Below are 17,630 nucleotides of genomic sequence, written 5' to 3' on the forward strand. Positions count from 1 at the left end.
TTCGCCCCGGTCCTCACCGCGTACTACCGGACACTGGCCGGCGCGACCGGGCAGGAGGATCTGATCCTCGGCCTTGCCGTCTCCGGCCGCGACGACGCACAGCCCGACGCCCACCGGGTGTTCGGCCCGTACGCCGCTGCCGTACCGGTGCGGCCGGGCCCGCTGCCCGGTGAGGGGCAGGCGGGTCGCCGCACGTTCACCGAGGACCTGCGTGCGGTGGTGGACGAGGTCGAGGCGGCCCGTACGCACGGGGTTCACACGCCCCCGAGGGACGGCGGGCTGCCGCCGACGGCCCAGTTCTTCTTCACCTTCCTGGACTTCTCGGCCCTCGGCCCGATGAGCGGCGACATGCTGAGCGTGAGCTGGGACGACGGCGACGCCGTCCTCACACCGCCGCCCGTCGGGACGGACACGTTCCTGGCGGTGCGGCCGGTCGGTGAAGGAGAACTGCGGGTGACGCTGCGCGCGTCCACCGCCGCCTTCCCCGACGAGTCGGCCTTCGCCGCGTTCGCCGGCGCCTTGAGGACCGGCATGGCCGAAGGCGCGTACGGACCGAAGCCGGTGCCGCAAGACCCGTCACCCGCCGTCGACGTCCTGGACTCCGCGCTCGTCGGATACCTCCCCTCGCCCGGTCAGTTGGCCGCGCTCGGCGGAAGGGCCGCCGACGCGGCGACGCGTGAACAGCTCCGCCAGATGCTCTTCCCCGACGGCGACGCGCGACTCGTGGAGGAGATCAGCACATCCCTCGGTCGCTCCGGATTCGTCTGCCTTCCCCTGTTCGCCGACGAGCTCGCATCGACGCGCGACCTCGCCGACCGAACGGCCCGAGCCATCGAGTACGCGTCGTCGCTGGGCGCGCGCAGCGTCTCGCTCGCGGGCGTGATCCCGTCCCTGACCGCGTACGGCTTCGGGGTCCTGCGCGAGACGGACACAGACACGCGGACGGCGACGGCCCTCACGACGGGGCACGCGGCGACCGCGGTGTCCGTGGTCAAGACCGTCCACGCCGCGCTCGCCCGGACCGGCCGTGAACTCGGCGAGCTGGTCGTGGCCGTGGCCGGCCTGGGCTCCATCGGCAGCTCGTCCCTCGAACTGCTCCTGACCCTCGCGCCCGAGCCGCCCGCCCGGCTGCTCCTGTGCGACGTCGCGGGCAGCGCGCCACGGCTGCGGAAACTGGCGGAGGACCTGGTCGCTCGCGGCCTGGTCCGGAACGTGGAGGTCCACGAGTCCGGTCCGGCGACGCTGCCGGCCGTCGTCTACGAGGCCGATCTCCTCGTCACCGCCGTCAGCGGGGGCGGCGCGGTGCTCGACGTGTCGCGGCTCCGACCCGGGGCGATCGTCGTCGACGACTCGTTCCCGCACTGCTTCGACACCACGAAGGCGCTGGCCCGGATGCGGGAGCGGCGCGACGTTCTGATCGTCGGCGGCGGTCTGCTGTCCGTCGGGTCGGTGGAGCGCCGGACGGCTTCGGGGCTGCCGCCGGTCGCGGCGGCGGGGTACGCGGCGCAGTCGTGGCTTCCCGGCACGATCGCCTCGTGCCGACTGGAGTCCCTGCTCCACGCCGCGCACCCGGAACTCCCCCTGGTCCACGGCCTGGTGGACGCCCGGCTCGCGCTGGAGCATTGGCGGGTCATGGAAGCGGTCGGCATCGAAGCGGGTCCGCTCCACCTGCTCGGCCACGCCGTCGCCGCCGAGGAGGGCGACCTCGCGGGCTTCCCGCCTCAGGGCTCGAAGGATCTCACCGGCTGACGTACGGCAGCAGCGCCATCTCTCGGGCGTTCTTGACGGCGGCGGCGAGCTGTCGCTGCTGCTGGGCGGTGACCCGGGTGACGCGGCGGCTGCGGATCTTGCCGCGGTCGGAGACGAACTTCCGCAGCAGGTCGGTGTCCTTGTAGTCGATGTACGTGATCCCCGCCGCGTCCAGCGGGTTGGGGCGGGGCTTCGCGGGCTTGCGGGCATCCTGGCGGCGTGCCATGAGAGTTCTCCTTGGTCGGGCTTGGTCGAGGGGCGGGTCAGGCGACGGAGTCGAGGAGGGAGTCGAAGGCGGCGGGAAGGTGCTTCCAGCCGTCCCGCCCGGCCGCGTACTCCTCGTCCGTGAGGAGGCAGGATTCGAGGAGTCGTTCCAGTCCGTCGCGGTCCAGGCCCGGCGACGTGAAGACGAGGTGCTGGCAGCAGTCGCCGTGCTCGGGGTGCCAGTCCAGGGCCGCGGCGGCCCGGCGCACCGGTGGCACCATCTCCCAGGCGGCGTCGGGCAGGGAGGCGAGCCAGGGGCCGGCGCTCTCCACGCACAACGCGCCGCCCGCGGCGTCCCAGGCGAGCAGGGTGTCGGGGCGGTCTGCCAGCCAGAACCGGCCGCGGCTGCGCGCGGCCGCGCAGCACAGGTCCTCCAGCGCCTGGTAGAGGCGTTCGGGGTGGAACGGGCGCCGGCGGTGCCACACGAGTGTGGTGACGCCGGCGTCGTCCGCGTCGTGCGGCAGCAGCGCGCACGCGGGGTGCTGCGCCGCAGCGGCGGCCTCGACGTCGAAGCCGGCGAAGGCGGCCCGGGCGAGTTCGACGGAACCGGCCGGAACGCGCCGCGCTGTGGGGTGCAGTTGGGTGAGCAGGGCGTGGTCCTCGTCGTCGGCCTCGTCGCTGTCGACGACGGCCAGGACCGGCGCGTACTCCAGCTGGCGGGCCCAGGTGTCGCCGACGGTGCGCTGGTCGGTGGGGGCGGCGGCGAGGCCGGCTTCGGCGAGGTCGTCGCCGTTGGCGAGGCAGGGCAAAACCAGTGCGGGATCCACGGCGGTGATCACGCTCGTCAGGACCATGCGGTCCCCATCGTGCGCGGCGATGACCTCCGCCATGGCCTTGGGTTCGACGGAGTCCCACAGCTCGACCACGGCGAGCCGGGTCAGGCCGCTGTCCGCCATGCGTTCCAGTTCCGGGACGAGGTCCTCGCGCAGTGCGCAGCACGCACAGTCGTTGACCAGGGGTGTCTCGCCGCGGGAGACGGTGCCGGAGGCGTCGCGGACGATGCGGAGCACGGTGCCGTCCCGCGCTCCGGCCAGGTCGTGGTGGAGCGCCGCGCTCCCCGGCACGGTCCGCAGGAGGCGTTCGACCACCTCCTTGCGGGCGTCCGCGTGCATCCCGGCGACGATCACGACGGGAAGCTGGTGCAGGTGGTCCATCAGCGGGCTCCGTAGCGGCGCTCGAAGCGTTCGACGCGGCCGGCGGTGTCCATGACGCGGGCGGTGCCGGTGTAGAAGGGGTGGCTCGCGGAGGAGATCTCCACGTCGACGACCGGGTAGGTGTGGCCGTCCTCCCACTCGATCGTCTTCTGGCTGGTCATGGTGGAGCGGGTGAGGAACGCGGTGCCGGAGGCGGAGTCGCGGAAGACGACGGGGCCGTAGGCGGGGTGGATGCCGGGCTTCATGGCGATGTCCTTGAGGGTCGGGGAGGGGGTGCGGGTCAGCGCTCTTCGCGGAAGTCGACGTGTCGGCGGGCGACGGGGTCGTACTTGCGCAGCACCAGCCGGTCGGGGTCGTTGCGCCGGTTCTTGCGGGTGACGTAGGTGAAGCCGGTGCCCGCGGTGGAGCGCAGCTTGATGATCGGGCGGAGTTCGTTGCGTGCCATGAGGTTAGTATATGGGAATGGTTTTCATTACCAACACGTGATGGCCAAAGAGAGAGGCAGGTAACACCCATGTCCGCCCACTGCCAACTGACCGGCGCGAAGCCGGGATTCGGCAACACGATCTCCCACTCCCACCGGCGCACCTCGCGCCGCTTCGACCCGAACATCCAGCACAAGCGCTACTGGCTGCCCAGCGAGGGACGCAACGTCCGCCTGACCCTGAGCGCCAAGGCGATCAAGACGGTGGACACGATCGGCATCGAGGCGGCCGTGGCCCGCATCCGGGCACGAGGAGGGAAGGTCTGATGGCGAAGAAGAGCAAGATCGCGCAGAACGAGAAGCGCAAGGCGATCGTCGAGCGGTACGCCGCCCGGCGGGCCGAACTGAAGGAGGTCATCCGCCGCCCCTCGTCCACCGCGGACGAGCGCCGCGCCGCGCTGGAGGAACTGCGCCGGCAGCCGCGCGACGCCAGCGCCACCCGGGTCCGCAACCGCGACGGCGTCGACGGCCGACCCCGCGGCTACCTGCGCAAGTTCGGACTCTCCCGGGTCCGCGCCAGGCAGCAGGCGCACGCCGGCTTCCTTCCCGGCGTGACGAAGTCCTCCTGGTGATCCCCTCCGGGTGACATGCGGCCGGAGCGCCCCGGGAGGAAAATGGAGCAGGGCGGGAGCGCGCCGGCGGTGTCCGCCGAGTGGCCCAATACGGGGATGTGAGCAGGATGGTTGACGGTGCAACAAGCAACCGGAGTCCGGCTCGGGAGCGGGCGGCACGTGAGTCCCGTGACACGCGCCGGCACGACAGGTCCCGCCATCAGGTCCGCATCCCCGGCTTCGCGCGTGAGGGTGCGGAGATCGGACTGGGCGACGCCGTCGCCCGGGTGACCACGGCGGCGGGGATCCGGCCCTGCGGTGGCTGTGCCCGCAGAGCCGAGGCGCTGAACCGGTGGATGACGATCGGCGGCGGACGGGACCTCTGAGGCGCCGCGACGCAGGACACCCGAACGACGCGGTGCCAGGAGACACCCGCCGCGGCCTCGGCCTGACGGCCCGACAGAGTGTGCGTGAGGAGTGACCGATGGACCCGGAGATCACTGACACCGTCACCGCCACGAGCCCACCGTCCGAGGCCGAGGTACGGCCGCCGCCTCCCGCTCCCGCCGCCCCCGCCCTCGCACCCGACGGTCCCCGCCCCGCGGGCGCCGCCGAGCCGACCGTCACCCAGGCCGCCTGCGGCTGTGCCGCGGCCTCCTCCTCCGACGACGGCGGAGGAGGCAACGGCGACACCGCCGCCGGCTACGTGTACGTGCTGGGCCGCGTCCACGCCGTCTTCCCCGACGTCTCCGTCCGGCATGAGTTCTTCCAGGTGGCGGGGGCAGAGGACGCGATCGACGACACCGACGCCGACGCGATGTACCGCGTGCTCTCCGCCCCGGAGAACCGCTACATCACCCGGCAGATGTGCTTCGTCCTCTCCGTCCAGGGCGTCGACACGTATCTCCTGGAACCCGACGACCCCACCGAACTGGATCAGCTCGTGGAGGCCCTGCGCCCGGTGAAGGACAAGCGCGACCTCGCCGTGATCGTCGGCTACCTCGGCCCGATCGCGCCCCCGGGCGCCTGCCAGGGGCTCTCCCTCCCCGTCGTCCGCGTCGTGAAGGCCTGGGCCTTCGACAGCAGGGAGCTGATCCGGGCGATCAAGCTCCCCGACAACACCCCCCGCAAGGAGTTCGAGAAGGGCGCCGGAGCCCTGCTCGACCGCTTGCTTCAGCTCAGCGACAACGCGGGCACAGACCCGGTCGACCGGGCCCTCAACTACCTGACGGTGAGGTCCCAGGAGATCTACCAGAAGACCAACGCGATGCGCGACGAGGGCTACATCCTCTCCGGGGTGGAAACCGGACCCTCCCGGCTCAGCACCGCATCGCAGAGCGTCATCACGGTCGTCTTCTCCTACACCCACCGCCAGACGAATGTCGTCGAGAAGTACTTCGCCCGCGTCGGCCTCGCCGGGCTCTTCCCCTTCCCGGTGACGCCGTTCCAGGAGTACTACAGCCGCTGACCGACGAGAGAGACGCGACAGAAGAGGGAGAAGGAGGCGAACGGACATGCGTATCCCCGGATTCACCGTCGAGCCGTCGGCACGCGGCGTGCACACCGGTGATCTGCTCCACCCCCAGTGCTTCACCTGCGAAGAGGAACTGGCCCCGGTCTGCCGCCACCGGTGCAAGGGCGCCCACAACTACCGTGCGTGCGTGCGACGGTGCGTGGTGAAGGCCTGCTCGTACCGGAAGGGGTGACGTCAGATGCGCATCCCCGGTTTCGCGCGCGAATTCGAGTGCGACCGCCCGGCCCCGGAGGCGGCGGGCGACCGGCTCTTCCCACAGCTCGAGTCGTACTGCGCGAGGGAGTGCCGCGCCGCCTGCGACTCCGACCACGCCCACCACTCGGACGAGTGGTACGAGTGCTACGACTCCTGCATGGCGACATGCTGGTGACCGTGCGCTCATGGCCGCCTCTGCCGAAGGAGAACCCGCTACCCGAGGTGCGTCGCCGATCCCCTCGGCGACGCACGTGACCACGACTGGCCCGGTGACCCGATATGAGCCTGCCAGGATTCACCACGAGCTACCCGACTCCCGTACCCGGAGCCACAGCCGGCGACCGAGTCGTCCCTCAGCACTTCACCTGCGAGGAGGAGCAGGGGCCGCGTTGCGAGATCGTCTGCGAGCACTCCTGGAACCCCCGTTGCGTCCGCGACTGCATCGACCGGGCCTGCTCCCCCCACCGGGAGCGGACATGACCTTGCCCGGTTTCACGCAGCACGCCCTTCTCGACACACCCGGTGACCTCCTCCACCCCCAGGAGATCACCTGCGAGCGAGTCGAGGGCCCGGACTGCCGCCTGCGCTGCGAAGGACTCGACAGCTTCGACGAGTGCTACGCCTCTTGCCTGGCGGACCGATGCCGGGACCCCGCCTGGTGGAGTGGTACGCCATGACCCTCCCGCCGCACCCCGTCGGGCGTGGAGGAGAGGGGTGCCCATGGACCCGTTGGACCTGGTCGGCCTGACGCCGCTCATGGCGCGCACCTCCGGCCGGTCCTCGGTCGTGGTCGCCCTGATCGACGGCCGCGTCGCCGTGGACCACCCCGCCTTCGCGGGCCACCCGGTCCGGGAGCTGCGTCCGAGCGCCGGTACGGGAGCCTGCCGCGGCGTCGACGTCTGCTGCGCGCACGGCACCGCCGTCGCCGGGATCATCGCCGGGGGCGACGGCGTCTGCCCCGGCTGCACGCTGCTGTCCCGGCCGCTCTTCGCGGACCATCCGATCGACGGCGGTCCCGCGACCTGCCTCTCGGGCGTACGGACGGGAGAGCTGGCCGAGGCGATCACGGAGACCGTCGACGCGGGCGCCCATGTCCTGAACCTCAGCATGGCCCAGCCCGCGCCCTCGGGTGTCCGCGACCACGCGCTGGAGAGGGCCCTCGACCGCGCCGCCGACCGGGGCGTGATCGTCGTGGTCGCCGCCGGGAACCAGGGCAGGCTGGGCTCCGCAGTGCTCACCGACCACCCGTGGGTCATCCCGGTGATCGCCTACGACCGCGCCGGGCGCCCCATGCCTCAGTCCAACCGGGGCATGTCCATCGGCCGACACGGAGTCGGCGCCCCCGGCGACCGCATCGCGGGGCTGGGACTGGACGGCCGCCCCCTCACTCTGAGCGGTACGAGCGCAGCCGCGCCCTTCGTCACGGGTACGGTCGCCCTCCTCCGCTCCGCCTTCCCGCAGGCCACCCCGGCGGCCGTGCGGTACGCGGTCACCCACGGACCCGGCCGCCGGCATTCGGTGACCCCGCCGCTGCTGGACGCCTGGGCGTCGTACACGGCACTCCGGAACCCGGCTCCCGCCGCCTAGCGGACTCCATCGCCCTCCCGGAGGCGCATCCCGGAGGCGCATCCCGAAGACGCGTCCCGGAGGCGCATCATCGAAGGTGGGGAGACCGTCGACGAGGAGTGGCGATGCGGTTGTCCTTCCTTGAGCCCCTCTACGCGGAGCCGGGCCCGTACGTCTCCGTGTACCTGGACACCTCCAGAGACGTCGAGCATCCCGAGCGGGCGATCGCGCTGCGCTGGCAGCGGTTGCGCGAGAGCCTGACCCGTCAGGGCGCGGACCGGGCGCTGCTGAACGCACTGGAGGATGCGGTCGGCGCCGACGCGGAGGTGCCGGGGGTGCACGGGCAGGCCGTCTTCGCCGCCCACGGCACGCTCGTCCTTGACGGGGAGCTGCCCAGGCCGCCCGAGCACGACTCCGCGCGCTACAGCACGCTGCCGGACGCGATGCCCCTCGTCAGCCAGCACGTTCCGGAGATCCCCTACCTGGCCGTGGTCGTGCACTACGGCGGCCTTCCGACGGCCGAGACGCACGGCTGGGTGATCGTCGAGGCGGAGACCGGCGCCTGGCCCACGTCCACCGTCACCCCGGGTGAGCGGCTGCACCGCAGGGTCGCGGTGGCGACCTGGCACCACGCCGCCCTCCGGCTCGGCCACCGGCTGGACGAGCTGGCGCGGCGCGCCCATGCCGACGCCGTCGTCGTGGGCGGGGACGAGTGGGCATGCAACGTACTGATCCGCCGCCTGCCGCACGCCCTGCGGGACAAGGTCGTACGCGTGGGCGGCCGGACCCCCACCGACACCGGACGCGCTCTGTTGGAGCCTCAGCTCGACGGCGTGTTCCGCGGCCGGATGGCCGCGCACGACCGGGAACTGGTGGAGATCTTCATCGGCCGGCGCGCTCTGGACGGGCCGATGGCGGAGGGGCTGGCCGCCACCGTCGCCGCCCTCCAGCGCGGCCAGGTCGCGGCGCTGCTGCTGAACCGGCCGCCCGGGTCCTCGCTGCGGCTCTGGGTCGGCCCCCAGCCCACCCAACTCGCCCTGACCGAGGTCGAGTTGACGTCCTTCGGTGTGCGTGCCCCGCGCGAGGAACCCGCCGACGAGGCCCTCGTACGGGCCCTCGTCGGCACCGGTGCCGAGCTGGTCGTCGTGCCGGAGAGCGAGCTGGGGCTGTACGAGGGTGTGGGCGCCCTGCTGCGGTACGCCGACCCGGGGACCCCCGGCTACGAGCAGCCGTGACGCCCTCAGCGCTGATAGGTCCCGACCAGGGTGCCGGAGGCCAGTTCCCTGCCCTTCAGGGCACGGTGCACGTCCTCGGCGCCGGGGTGGCCGTGGAGCGGCAGCGGCTCGGACAGGGCGTACAGGCGGAAGAAATAGCGGTGCCGGCCGTGTCCCGGTGGGGGCATCGGTCCTCCCCAGCCCACACGCCCGAAGCCGTTGGGCCACGGCAGGCCGCCCTGGGGCTTCTGGCCCTCCACCACCCCGGTGGTCCCCGGATCGATGCCGGTCACCAACCAGTGCAGGAAAGTAGTCCCCGGCGCGTCCGGGTCCTCGCACAGGAGCACGAGCTCCGTGGCCTCGTGGGGCACGCCCGACCAGGTCAGGGGCGGTGAGATGTTCTCGCCCTCCCCGCTGTAGCGACGGGGGACCACCGTTTTGTCGTCGAACGCGGTGCTGCTGAGTTCAATTCCGCTCATGCGCGCCGCCTTCCCGAAACGGCGGCGGCAGCACCGCTCAGCACGCCGAAACCCTCGTTCGGCCGAGCCCACCCGGCTGCCGGTCGTGGGTGTGGCGAGTGATCGGCGGTCTGGTCGTCGGACTGCGGCCACGTGAGAATGCCGCCATGACCGATTCACCAGCCCCCGCCGTCCGTGTCGAACGCGACGGGCCCGTGACGACCGTGGTGTTGTCACGGCCCGCCGCCCGCAACGCCGTGGACGGGCCGACGGCCAGGCAACTGGCCGACGCGTTCCGGGCGTTCGAGGCGGACGAGGAGGCCTCGGTCGCGGTGCTGTGGGGCGACGGCGGCACGTTCTGCGCGGGCGCCGACCTCAAGGCGATCGGCACCGAGCACGGGAACCGCGTGGCGCCCGACGGCGACGGCCCGATGGGACCGACCCGGCTGAGCCTGACCAAGCCGGTCATCGCGGCCGTCGCCGGCCACGCCGTGGCGGGCGGCCTCGAACTGGCCCTGTGGTGCGATCTGCGGGTGGTCGAGGAGGACGCGGTCCTGGGAGTGTTCTGCCGGCGGTGGGGTGTGCCGCTCATCGACGGCGGCACGGTCCGGCTGCCGCGGCTGATCGGCGAGAGCCGCGCCATGGACCTCATCCTGACCGGCCGCCCGGTCCCGGCCGCCGAGGCGTACGCGATCGGGCTCGCCAACCGCCTCGTACCGCCGGGCCGGGCGCGGGCCGCGGCGGAGGAACTCGCCCGGGAGATCGCCGCGTTCCCGCAGCAGTGCCTGCGCCACGACCGGCTGTCCGTACGGGAGCAGCACGGGCTGTCCGAGTCCGAGGCGCTGGCGGCCGAGCTGCGGCACGGCATGGTGCCGCTGTCTGCCGGCGAGACCCTGTCGGGCGCCACGCGCTTCACGTCCGGGGCGGGACGGCACGGTTCCTTCACCGACTGACCCGCCTCGACCGGCGGGGGATGTGCCGCCCACCACTGCCGATCCCCACGATCGCCTGGTGGTGGCACCACGACCCCTGAGCGCGTGACCTTCGCGTCGGCAACGTCGATACTGCCGACAAAAGGCCTACGTCCACAGGAGTTACCCATGAGGATGCTCATCAACGTCCCCGAGACCGTGGTCGCCGATGCCCTGCGGGGGATGGCCGCCGCGCATCCGGAGCTCGCGGTCGATGTCGAGAACCGGGTGGTGATGCGGCGGGACGCGCCGGTGGAGGGGAAGGTCGCGCTGGTGTCGGGCGGCGGGTCCGGGCACGAACCCATGCACGGCGGGTTCGTGGGGCCGGGGATGCTGGCGGCGGCGTGCCCCGGGGAGGTGTTCACGTCGCCGGTGCCCGACCAGATGGTGCGGGCCGCCGCCGCGGTGGACAGCGGGTCCGGGGTGCTGTTCGTCGTCAAGAACTACACCGGCGACGTGCTGAACTTCGAGATGGCCGCCGAGCTCGCGGAGGACGAGGGCATCCAGGTCGCCAAGGTGCTCGTCGACGACGACGTCGCCGTGACGGACAGCCTGTACACGGCGGGGCGGCGCGGCACCGGCGCGACGCTGTTCGTGGAGAAGATCGCCGGCGCGGCCGCGGAGGAGGGCCAGCCGCTGGAGCGGGTGGAGGCGATCGCCCGTCAGGTCAACGCGAGCTCGCGCAGCTTCGGCGTGGCGCTGAGCGCCGTCACGACGCCGGCGAAGGGCAGTCCCACCTTCGATCTGCCGCCGGGCGAGCTGGAGTTGGGGATCGGCATCCACGGCGAGCCGGGCCGCGAGCGGCGCCCGATGATGACGTCCGGGGAGATCGCGGACGTCGCCGTCCAGGCCGTACTGGACGACCTGCGGCCCGACGGGCCGGTCCTCGCGCTCGTCAACGGCATGGGCGCCACCCCGCTCCTGGAGCTGTACGGGTTCAACGCCGAGGTCCAGCGGGTCCTTGCGGAACGCGGCGTACCGGTCGCCCGCACTCTGGTCGGGAACTACGTGACCTCGCTCGACATGGCAGGCTGCTCGGTGACGCTGTGTCGGCTCGACGACGAGCTGCTGCGGCTGTGGGACGCACCGGTGGAGACGCCCGCACTGCGCTGGGGCCGCTGAGAAGGAGAGTGCCTGACGTGACCGAGTTCGACGCCGATCTCGACGCCGAGTTCTTCCGACGCTGGCTCACCGCCGCGGCGGCCGCCGTGGACCGCGAGGCCGGCCGGCTCACCGAGTTGGACTCGGCGATCGGCGACGCCGACCACGGCGCGAACATGCAGCGCGGTTTCGCCGCCGTGACGGCCGTACTGGAGAAGGAGGAGCCGGCCACGCCCGGCGCGGTCCTGGCGCTGGCCGGGCGGCAGTTGATCTCCACCGTGGGCGGCGCGTCCGGGCCGCTGTACGGGACACTGCTGCGCCGTACCGGGAAGGACCTCGGCGACGAGCCCAAGGTGAGCCGGCAGCGGCTCGCCCAGGCGCTCGGGGCCGGGGTCGCAGCCGTCGCGCAGCTCGGCGGGGCGCAGGCCGGTGACAAGACGATGCTGGACGCGCTGCTGCCGGCCGTCGACGCGCTCGCCGAGTCCTTCGCGGCGGCCCGCGACGCGGCCGCCCAGGGCGCGCTCGCGACCGTGCCCCTCCAGGCCCGCAAGGGCCGGGCCAGCTATCTGGGCGAGCGCAGCATCGGCCACCAGGATCCGGGGGCGACCTCGTCCGCCCTGTTGATCGGCGCGCTGGCGGAGGTGGCCGGGTGACGGAGCGGCAGACAGCGGACCAGTCAGTGGAGCGCCCCGCCCCCGGCCAGGTCGGCATCGTGCTCGTGTCGCACAGCGCGGCGGTCGCCTCGGCCGTCGCCGAGCTGGCACGGGGGCTTGCCGGCGGCGGGAGGCTCGCGCCGGTCGCCCCCGCCGGCGGCACGCCGGACGGCGAGCTCGGCACCAGCTCCGAGCTGATCGCCGATGCGGCGAAGGCGGTCGACGGGGGTGCCGGGGTGGCTCTCCTCGTCGACCTCGGCAGCGCCGTGTTGACGGTAAAGGCGCTGCTCGCGGAGGGCGACGAACTCCCGGACGGGGCCCGGCTCGTGGACGCCCCGTTCCTGGAGGGCGCCGTCGCCGCGCTCGTCACGGCGAGCGCCGGCGGGGACCTGGACGCGGTGACCGCGGCGGCCTCGGAGGCGTACGGCTACCGCAAGGAGTGAGCCCGGCCCCGCCGCCCGGGCCATGCCTCGTACGCGCCCGGGCGGCACGGGCCGCGCCCCCGCACACGCCCCCGGCCCAGCGAGACCCGCCCCCGCGCGCATCCCCTCCCACCCCCGCCGAAACCCGGCCATGTTGTGATGCACCTGGTCAACGCACTAATGTCGCAGGGCCTTGGTGTACGGGAAACCGGTGCAGTACCGGTGCGGCCCTCGCCACTGTGATCGGGAGGTCCGGCTCCATCCCCTTGCGGGAAGCCACTGGATCGCCGCGGGAGACCGCTGCGATGTGGGAAGGCGGAGTCCGGGCGTCATGACCGTCAGCCAGGAGACCGGCCAAGGTGCGTTGTCCATCCACGAGGTGCTGGAGAGGGTCTCCCAACCATGCATATAGCCGAGGGGTATCTGCCCCCCTTGCACGCAGCGGCCTGGGGCGTGGCGTCGGCTCCCTTCGTCGTCCACGGCGTCCGCGCCCTGACGCGCGAGGTCAAGGAACACCCCGAGTCCACCCTGCTGCTCGGCGCGTCCGGGGCCTTCACGTTCGTGCTGTCCGCGCTGAAGCTGCCGTCCGTGACAGGCAGTTGTTCGCACCCCACCGGGACCGGGCTCGGCGCGATCCTCTTCCGACCGCCCATCATGGCGGTACTGGGCACGATCACGCTGCTGTTCCAGGCGCTGCTGCTGGCCCACGGCGGACTCACCACCCTCGGCGCGAACGCCTTCTCGATGGCGATCGTCGGCCCCTGGGCGGGGTACGGGGTCTACCGGCTGCTGCGGCGGTTCGATGTGCCACTGATGGTGAGCGTGTTCTTCGGCGCGTTCTTCGCCGACCTCACGACGTACTGCGTCACCAGCGTCCAGCTGGCGCTGGCCTTCCCCGACCCGAGCACCGGATTCCTCGGGGCGCTCGCGAAGTTCGGCGCCATCTTCGCCGTCACGCAGATCCCGCTGGCGGTCAGCGAGGGGCTGCTGACCGTGCTGGTGATGCGGCTGCTCATCCAGTCCAGCAAGGGGGAGCTGACGCGGCTCGGGGTGCTGCTCCAGGGCGGCGCGGCGGCCAAGGACGGTACGACGACGGGGGCAACGGTCCGATGATGAGCCGTAACGCGAAGATCAACACGCTCCTGCTGCTCGCGGTCGCGGCGCTCGCCGTGCTGCCGCTGGTGCTCGGTCTCGGCGACCACAAGAAGGAGCCGTTCACCGGCGCGGACGGCGAGGCCGAGGCCGCGATCACCGAGCTCGAACCGGACTACAAGCCCTGGTTCAGCCCGCTGTACGAGCCGCCGTCGGGCGAGATCGAGTCCGCGCTGTTCTCGCTCCAGGCGGCGCTGGGCGCGGGCGTGCTCGCGTACTACTTCGGGCTCCGCAAGGGCCGCAGGCAGGGCGAGGCCCGCGCCCTGGCCGCCCGTACGGAGGACCCGTCCCCTGAGGACTCCTCTCCGGAAGCCGCGACGGCTCCCTCCGGCGCCTCTTCCGAGGCCTGACCCCCCGTGCTGCCGATCGACGCGGCGGCGCACAGCAGTCGCTGGCGCCGCCGTCATCCCTGCGAGAAGGCCGTGCTCGGCTTCGGGCTGACGCTGTGCGCGGTCTCGCTGCCCCCATGGCCCGGCGCGGTCCTGGTCGCGGCCGCGACGCTGGCCGTGCTGCTCGGGCCGGCCGGGGTGCCGGTGCGTCAGTTGTGGCGGGCGTTCCGGATCCCGCTGGGGTTCTGCGTGACGGGCGCGGTGCCGCTGCTGTTCCAGGTGGGCGGGCCCGGCGGGTTCGTGGCACCGGCCCCGGACGGCCCGGTGCACGCGGGCGAACTGCTGCTTCGCACCTCGGCGGCCTCCCTGGGCGTGCTGCTGTTCGCGTTCACCACGCCGGTCTCGGACGTGCTGCCCCGGCTGGTGCGGGCGGGCGTGCCCGCCCCGGTCGTGGACGTGGCGCTCGTGATGTACCGGATCAGCTTCCTGCTCCTGGACGCGGTCTCCCGCATCCGGCAGGCGCAGGCGGCCCGGCTCGGCCTGACCACCCGGGCGGCGACCTGGCGTTCGCTGGCAGGTCTGGGCGCGACGGCGTTCGTCCGCGCCTTCGACCGGGCGCAGCGGCTGCAGACCGGGCTCGCCGGGCGCGGTTACGACGGCACGCTGCGGGTCCTGGTGCCGCCGGCCGCGGTCTCGCGCCGGTTCCTCGCGGCGACGGCGGCCCTGCTGACGGGTCTGGTCGCCCTCACTCTCGTACTCGAAAGGTCCCTGCCGTGACCGCTGCCGTGACGCCTGACATGGCTACCGCCGTGCCCCCTCCGCCGCCGGTCGTCGAGCTCCTGCGGGCGGGGTTCGCGTACGAGGACGGGCCGGCCGTTCTCGACGGGATCGACCTCGCCGTGCCCGAGGGCCGGGCGATGGCGCTGCTCGGCCGCAACGGCAGCGGCAAGACGACGCTGCTGCGGCTGCTGAGCGGTGGGCTGCGCTGCGGCAGCGGCGCGCTGCGGCTGGCCGGCGAGGACGTCTCGTACGACCGCAAGGGGCTGACCCGGCTGCGGACGACGGTGCAGCTGGTGGTGCAGGACCCGGACGACCAGCTGTTCGCCGCGTCGGTCGGGCAGGACGTGTCGTTCGGGCCGCTGAACCTGGGGCTGCCGGAGGACGAGGTACGGCTCCGGGTCCGCGAGGCCCTGGAGGCGCTGGACATCGTCGCGCTGGAGGACCGGCCGACGCATCTGCTCTCGTACGGGCAGCGCAAGCGGGCCGCGATCGCGGGCGCCGTGGCGATGCGCCCGCGCGTGCTGATCATGGACGAGCCGACGGCCGGTCTCGACCCGCACGGGCAGGAGCGGCTCCTGGAGGTCCTGGGCCGGCTGCGGGACGCGGGCACGACGGTGGTGATGGCGACCCACGACGTGGACCTCGCGCTGCGCTGGGCGGACGACGCGGCGGTGCTCTCCCCCGCGGGGCTGCGGACGGGCCCGATCGAGGAGCTGCTCGCCGACGACGCCCTGCTGGACGCGGCCCGCCTGCGCCGGCCCTGGGGCATGGCCGTCACCCGGCTGCTGCGCGGGCGCGGGCTGCTCGCGGACGGCGTCCCCGGGCCGCGCACCGCGGAGGAGCTGGACGCCTGGCTCACCGAGGAGGCCTCGGTTACCGAGTAGTACACGTCACGTCGCGAACCTTCTGCAACTAGTTGCACAAGCGGCCCGGGGTCCCTTAGAACTGAGGGTGATGATCCCGCGCGAGGAGGCGCCCGCATGACCGCGACCCCCACCCAGAGCCCGTACCCGCATCTGCTGAGCCCGCTCGACCTCGGGTTCACGACCCTGCCCAACCGGGTGCTCATGGGATCGATGCACGTCGGCCTCGAAGAGACCGAGAACGGCTTCGAGCGGATGGCCGCCTTCTACGCGGAGCGCGCCCGCGGCGGCGTCGGCCTCATCGTGACCGGCGGCATCGCGCCCAACGAGGCCGGGCGGCCGTGGGACGGCGGGGCCAAGCTCACCAGCGACGAGGAGGTCGCCGAGCACCGGCTGATCACCGACGCGGTGCACGAGGCCGGCGGCCGGATCGCGATGCAGATCCTGCACTTCGGCCGGTACGCGTACCACGAGGGCCTGGTCGCGCCCAGCCCGCTCAAGGCCCCGATCAGCCCCTTCGTGCCGAACGAGCTCAGCGAGGCCGAGGTCGAGCAGACCGTCGACGACTACGCCCGCTGCGCCGAGCTGGCCCGCGCGGCCGGGTACGACGGCGTCGAGGTGATGGGCTCCGAGGGCTACCTGATCAACGAGTTCATCGCGGCCGCCACCAACCAGCGCACCGACCGGTGGGGCGGCTCGTACGAGAACCGGGTCCGGTTCCCGCTGGAGATCGTCCGCCGGATCCGCGAGCGGGTCGGCGAGGACTTCATCGTCATCTACCGCCTCTCGATGCTGGACCTGGTGCCGGGCGGCTCCACCCTGGAGGAGGTCGTCTCCCTCGCCAAGGAGATCGAGGCGGCCGGCGCGACGATCATCAACACGGGCATCGGCTGGCACGAGGCCCGGATCCCGACCATCGCGACCTCCGTGCCGCGCGGCGCGTACACCTGGGTCACGAAGAAGCTGATGGGCGCGGTCTCCGTGCCGCTGGTCACCAGCAACCGCATCAACACCCCCGAGGTCGCCGAGCAGATCCTCGCCGAGGGCCGGGCCGACATCGTGTCGATGGCCCGCCCGTTCCTCGCCGACCCCGACTTCGTCGCCAAGGCGGCCGCGGACCGCGCCGAGACGATCAACACCTGCATCGGCTGCAACCAGGCCTGCCTGGACCACACCTTCAGCCTGAAGATCACCTCCTGCCTGGTGAACCCGCGCGCCTGCCACGAGACGGAGCTGGTCCTCTCCCCCACCCGGCGGGTCAAGCGGATCGCCGTCGTCGGCGCCGGTCCGGCCGGCCTGTCCTGCGCCGTCGCCGCGGCCGACCGCGGCCACGCGGTCACCCTGTTCGACCGGGCGGGCGAGATCGGCGGCCAGCTGAACGTCGCCAAGCGGGTGCCGGGCAAGGAGGAGTTCGACGAGACGCTGCGGTACTTCCGGGTCCAGCTGGAGGCCAAGGGCGTCGAGGTCCGGCTGAACACCACCGCCACGGGCGAGCTGCTCGCCGAGTACGACGAGGTCGTCGTCGCCACCGGCGTCACCCCGCGCACCCCGGAGATCGAGGGCGTCGACCACCCCAGCGTCGTCGGCTACCTGGACGTGCTGCGCGACGGCGCGCCTGTCGGCGAGCGGGTCGCGATCCTCGGCGCGGGCGGCATCGGCTTCGACGTGGCCGAGTTCCTGACGGACGGCGGCGAGGGCGCGAGCCAGGACCCCGAGACGTACTTCCGCCAGTGGGGCGTGGACACCTCGTACGAGACGCGGGGCGGGCTGCGCACCCCGGAGCGGCCGAAGCCGCCGCGCCAGGTGCACCTGCTCCAGCGCAAGACCAGCAAGGTCGGCGCGGGCCTCGGCAAGACCACCGGCTGGATCCACCGCACCGAGCTGAAGCACCGCGGCGTGACGATGGTCGCCGGCGCGGCGTACGAGCGGATCGACGACGAGGGCCTGCACGTGACGGTGGACGGCACGACGACCGTGCTGCCCGTCGACACGGTCGTGCTCTGCACCGGCCAGGAGCCGCGCCGCGGCCTGTACGACGAGCTGGTCGCCGCCGGCCGGACCGCGCACCTGATCGGCGGCGCGGACGTCGCCGCCGAGCTGGACGCCAAGCGGGCCATCGACCAGGGGACGCGGCTGGCGGCCACGCTGTGACCCGGCCGCCGACCGGTCCGGCCGGCGGATTCTAGGATG

The 17,630-nt window shown here is 72.9% G+C and carries 21 protein-coding genes, 1 pseudogene and 1 riboswitch; of the genes and pseudogenes, 17 read left to right on the top strand and 5 right to left on the bottom strand.

The window, feature by feature from the left end; genetic code table 11:
* Window positions 1-1,749, top strand: a pseudogene (locus VIU94_RS35380) (hypothetical protein); the annotation flags it as partial.
* On the opposite strand, the gene rpsR reads toward VIU94_RS35380, so the two are convergent.
* Genes rpsR through rpmG form a run of 4 tightly spaced genes read right to left on the bottom strand, consistent with a single transcriptional unit; the run spans window position 1,739 to window position 3,612 of the window.
* A complete protein-coding gene (gene rpsR / locus VIU94_RS35385) occupies window positions 1,739-1,975 on the bottom strand; it encodes a 30S ribosomal protein S18 (RefSeq protein WP_331918058.1) in 237 nt (78 codons plus the stop codon). The pseudogene VIU94_RS35380 and the gene rpsR overlap by 11 nt on opposite strands.
* Before the next feature lie 37 nt (window positions 1,976-2,012).
* Entirely contained in the window at window positions 2,013-3,167 is a 1,155-nt protein-coding gene (locus VIU94_RS35390; RefSeq protein ID WP_331918060.1) for a CobW family GTP-binding protein, read from the bottom strand.
* Complete coding sequence (locus VIU94_RS35395; protein WP_331918062.1) at window positions 3,167-3,412, bottom strand: type B 50S ribosomal protein L31; 246 nt, start codon at window positions 3,410-3,412, stop codon at window positions 3,167-3,169. Before VIU94_RS35395 ends, VIU94_RS35390 begins: the two co-directional genes overlap by 1 nt.
* 35 nt (window positions 3,413-3,447) lie before the next feature.
* The gene (gene rpmG / locus VIU94_RS35400; protein ID WP_331918064.1) at window positions 3,448-3,612 is read right to left on the bottom strand and encodes a 50S ribosomal protein L33; all 165 of its coding nucleotides are present in this window, start codon (window positions 3,610-3,612) and stop codon (window positions 3,448-3,450) included.
* Window positions 3,613-3,681: 69 nt separating this feature from the next.
* On the opposite strand from rpmG, the gene rpmB reads away from it, so the two are divergent.
* The 7 genes from rpmB to VIU94_RS35435 all read left to right on the top strand — a co-directional run bounded on the left by rpmB (window position 3,682) and on the right by VIU94_RS35435 (window position 8,732).
* On the top strand, window positions 3,682-3,918 hold the full coding sequence (rpmB, locus tag VIU94_RS35405; RefSeq protein WP_331918066.1) for a 50S ribosomal protein L28: 237 nt from the start codon (window positions 3,682-3,684) through the stop codon (window positions 3,916-3,918).
* Window positions 3,918-4,223 (top strand): 30S ribosomal protein S14, encoded by a 306-nt coding sequence (rpsN, locus tag VIU94_RS35410; protein ID WP_331918068.1) that lies wholly within the window; start codon window positions 3,918-3,920, stop codon window positions 4,221-4,223. Before rpmB ends, rpsN begins: the two co-directional genes overlap by 1 nt.
* Window positions 4,224-4,686: 463 nt before the next feature.
* Window positions 4,687-5,670: a cyanobactin maturation protease PatG family protein gene (locus VIU94_RS35415; protein WP_331918070.1), complete on the top strand. Its 984-nt coding sequence runs from the start codon at window positions 4,687-4,689 to the stop codon at window positions 5,668-5,670.
* A 46-nt stretch (window positions 5,671-5,716) separates the two neighbouring features.
* On the top strand, window positions 5,717-5,908 hold the full coding sequence (locus VIU94_RS35420) for a hypothetical protein (protein WP_331918072.1): 192 nt from the start codon (window positions 5,717-5,719) through the stop codon (window positions 5,906-5,908).
* 6 nt (window positions 5,909-5,914) lie between these two features.
* Window positions 5,915-6,106 (top strand): hypothetical protein, encoded by a 192-nt coding sequence (locus tag VIU94_RS35425; RefSeq protein ID WP_331918074.1) that lies wholly within the window; start codon window positions 5,915-5,917, stop codon window positions 6,104-6,106.
* Window positions 6,107-6,651: 545 nt separating this feature from the next.
* Window positions 6,652-7,518, top strand: coding sequence for a S8 family peptidase (locus VIU94_RS35430; RefSeq protein ID WP_331918076.1), 867 nt, complete (start codon window positions 6,652-6,654; stop codon window positions 7,516-7,518).
* Window positions 7,519-7,622: 104 nt separating this feature from the next.
* On the top strand, window positions 7,623-8,732 hold the full coding sequence (locus VIU94_RS35435) for a baeRF2 domain-containing protein (RefSeq protein ID WP_331918078.1): 1,110 nt from the start codon (window positions 7,623-7,625) through the stop codon (window positions 8,730-8,732).
* Between the two features lie 5 nt (window positions 8,733-8,737).
* On the opposite strand, the gene VIU94_RS35440 is transcribed toward VIU94_RS35435, so the two are convergent.
* Window positions 8,738-9,190 carry a YbhB/YbcL family Raf kinase inhibitor-like protein gene (locus tag VIU94_RS35440; RefSeq protein WP_331918080.1) on the bottom strand — a complete coding sequence of 151 codons (453 nt, stop codon included), beginning with the start codon at window positions 9,188-9,190 and terminating at the stop codon, window positions 8,738-8,740.
* Between the two features lie 146 nt (window positions 9,191-9,336).
* Between VIU94_RS35440 and VIU94_RS35445 the strand changes: the two genes are divergently transcribed.
* The 9 genes from VIU94_RS35445 to VIU94_RS35485 all read left to right on the top strand — a co-directional run bounded on the left by VIU94_RS35445 (window position 9,337) and on the right by VIU94_RS35485 (window position 17,591).
* A complete protein-coding gene (locus VIU94_RS35445; RefSeq protein ID WP_331918082.1) occupies window positions 9,337-10,122 on the top strand; it encodes a crotonase/enoyl-CoA hydratase family protein in 786 nt (261 codons plus the stop codon).
* Between the two features lie 147 nt (window positions 10,123-10,269).
* The gene (dhaK, locus tag VIU94_RS35450; RefSeq protein ID WP_331918084.1) at window positions 10,270-11,262 is read left to right on the top strand and encodes a dihydroxyacetone kinase subunit DhaK; all 993 of its coding nucleotides are present in this window, start codon (window positions 10,270-10,272) and stop codon (window positions 11,260-11,262) included.
* Between the two features lie 8 nt (window positions 11,263-11,270).
* On the top strand, window positions 11,271-11,894 hold the full coding sequence (dhaL, locus tag VIU94_RS35455; protein WP_331918086.1) for a dihydroxyacetone kinase subunit DhaL: 624 nt from the start codon (window positions 11,271-11,273) through the stop codon (window positions 11,892-11,894).
* Window positions 11,891-12,337 (top strand): PTS-dependent dihydroxyacetone kinase phosphotransferase subunit DhaM, encoded by a 447-nt coding sequence (locus VIU94_RS35460; protein ID WP_331918088.1) that lies wholly within the window; start codon window positions 11,891-11,893, stop codon window positions 12,335-12,337. The genes dhaL and VIU94_RS35460 overlap by 4 nt, the downstream gene beginning before the upstream one ends.
* Window positions 12,338-12,493: 156 nt before the next feature.
* Window positions 12,494-12,689: riboswitch (cobalamin riboswitch) on the top strand.
* 29 nt (window positions 12,690-12,718) lie between these two features.
* A complete protein-coding gene (locus VIU94_RS35465) occupies window positions 12,719-13,429 on the top strand; it encodes an energy-coupling factor ABC transporter permease (RefSeq protein WP_331918090.1) in 711 nt (236 codons plus the stop codon).
* On the top strand, window positions 13,429-13,818 hold the full coding sequence (locus VIU94_RS35470; RefSeq protein WP_331918092.1) for an energy-coupling factor ABC transporter substrate-binding protein: 390 nt from the start codon (window positions 13,429-13,431) through the stop codon (window positions 13,816-13,818). The genes VIU94_RS35465 and VIU94_RS35470 overlap by 1 nt, the downstream gene beginning before the upstream one ends.
* Before the next feature lie 6 nt (window positions 13,819-13,824).
* Window positions 13,825-14,574: a cobalt ECF transporter T component CbiQ gene (gene cbiQ / locus VIU94_RS35475; protein ID WP_331918094.1), complete on the top strand. Its 750-nt coding sequence runs from the start codon at window positions 13,825-13,827 to the stop codon at window positions 14,572-14,574.
* A gap of 20 nt (window positions 14,575-14,594) precedes the next feature.
* Complete coding sequence (locus tag VIU94_RS35480) at window positions 14,595-15,461, top strand: energy-coupling factor ABC transporter ATP-binding protein, CbiO family (protein WP_331918124.1); 867 nt, start codon at window positions 14,595-14,597, stop codon at window positions 15,459-15,461.
* 96 nt (window positions 15,462-15,557) lie between these two features.
* Entirely contained in the window at window positions 15,558-17,591 is a 2,034-nt protein-coding gene (locus VIU94_RS35485) for an oxidoreductase (RefSeq protein WP_331918096.1), read from the top strand.
* Window positions 17,592-17,630 lie beyond the last annotated feature (39 nt).

This window comes from Streptomyces sp. (genome assembly GCF_036566765.1).
Taxonomy (GTDB): Bacteria; Actinomycetota; Actinomycetes; order Streptomycetales; family Streptomycetaceae; genus Streptomyces.

Coding starts and splice junctions, on each gene's coding strand:
- rpsR (WP_331918058.1), bottom strand. CDS start 1,975: ATGGCACGCCGCCAGGATGCCCGCAAGCCCGCGAAGCCCCGCCCCAAC.
- VIU94_RS35390 (WP_331918060.1), bottom strand. CDS start 3,167: ATGGACCACCTGCACCAGCTTCCCGTCGTGATCGTCGCCGGGATGCAC.
- VIU94_RS35395 (WP_331918062.1), bottom strand. CDS start 3,412: ATGAAGCCCGGCATCCACCCCGCCTACGGCCCCGTCGTCTTCCGCGAC.
- rpmG (WP_331918064.1), bottom strand. CDS start 3,612: ATGGCACGCAACGAACTCCGCCCGATCATCAAGCTGCGCTCCACCGCG.
- rpmB (WP_331918066.1), top strand. CDS start 3,682: ATGTCCGCCCACTGCCAACTGACCGGCGCGAAGCCGGGATTCGGCAAC.
- rpsN (WP_331918068.1), top strand. CDS start 3,918: ATGGCGAAGAAGAGCAAGATCGCGCAGAACGAGAAGCGCAAGGCGATC.
- VIU94_RS35415 (WP_331918070.1), top strand. CDS start 4,687: ATGGACCCGGAGATCACTGACACCGTCACCGCCACGAGCCCACCGTCC.
- VIU94_RS35420 (WP_331918072.1), top strand. CDS start 5,717: ATGCGTATCCCCGGATTCACCGTCGAGCCGTCGGCACGCGGCGTGCAC.
- VIU94_RS35425 (WP_331918074.1), top strand. CDS start 5,915: ATGCGCATCCCCGGTTTCGCGCGCGAATTCGAGTGCGACCGCCCGGCC.
- VIU94_RS35430 (WP_331918076.1), top strand. CDS start 6,652: ATGGACCCGTTGGACCTGGTCGGCCTGACGCCGCTCATGGCGCGCACC.
- VIU94_RS35435 (WP_331918078.1), top strand. CDS start 7,623: ATGCGGTTGTCCTTCCTTGAGCCCCTCTACGCGGAGCCGGGCCCGTAC.
- VIU94_RS35440 (WP_331918080.1), bottom strand. CDS start 9,190: ATGAGCGGAATTGAACTCAGCAGCACCGCGTTCGACGACAAAACGGTG.
- VIU94_RS35445 (WP_331918082.1), top strand. CDS start 9,337: ATGACCGATTCACCAGCCCCCGCCGTCCGTGTCGAACGCGACGGGCCC.
- dhaK (WP_331918084.1), top strand. CDS start 10,270: ATGAGGATGCTCATCAACGTCCCCGAGACCGTGGTCGCCGATGCCCTG.
- VIU94_RS35465 (WP_331918090.1), top strand. CDS start 12,719: ATGCATATAGCCGAGGGGTATCTGCCCCCCTTGCACGCAGCGGCCTGG.
- VIU94_RS35470 (WP_331918092.1), top strand. CDS start 13,429: ATGAGCCGTAACGCGAAGATCAACACGCTCCTGCTGCTCGCGGTCGCG.
- VIU94_RS35480 (WP_331918124.1), top strand. CDS start 14,595: ATGGCTACCGCCGTGCCCCCTCCGCCGCCGGTCGTCGAGCTCCTGCGG.
- VIU94_RS35485 (WP_331918096.1), top strand. CDS start 15,558: ATGACCGCGACCCCCACCCAGAGCCCGTACCCGCATCTGCTGAGCCCG.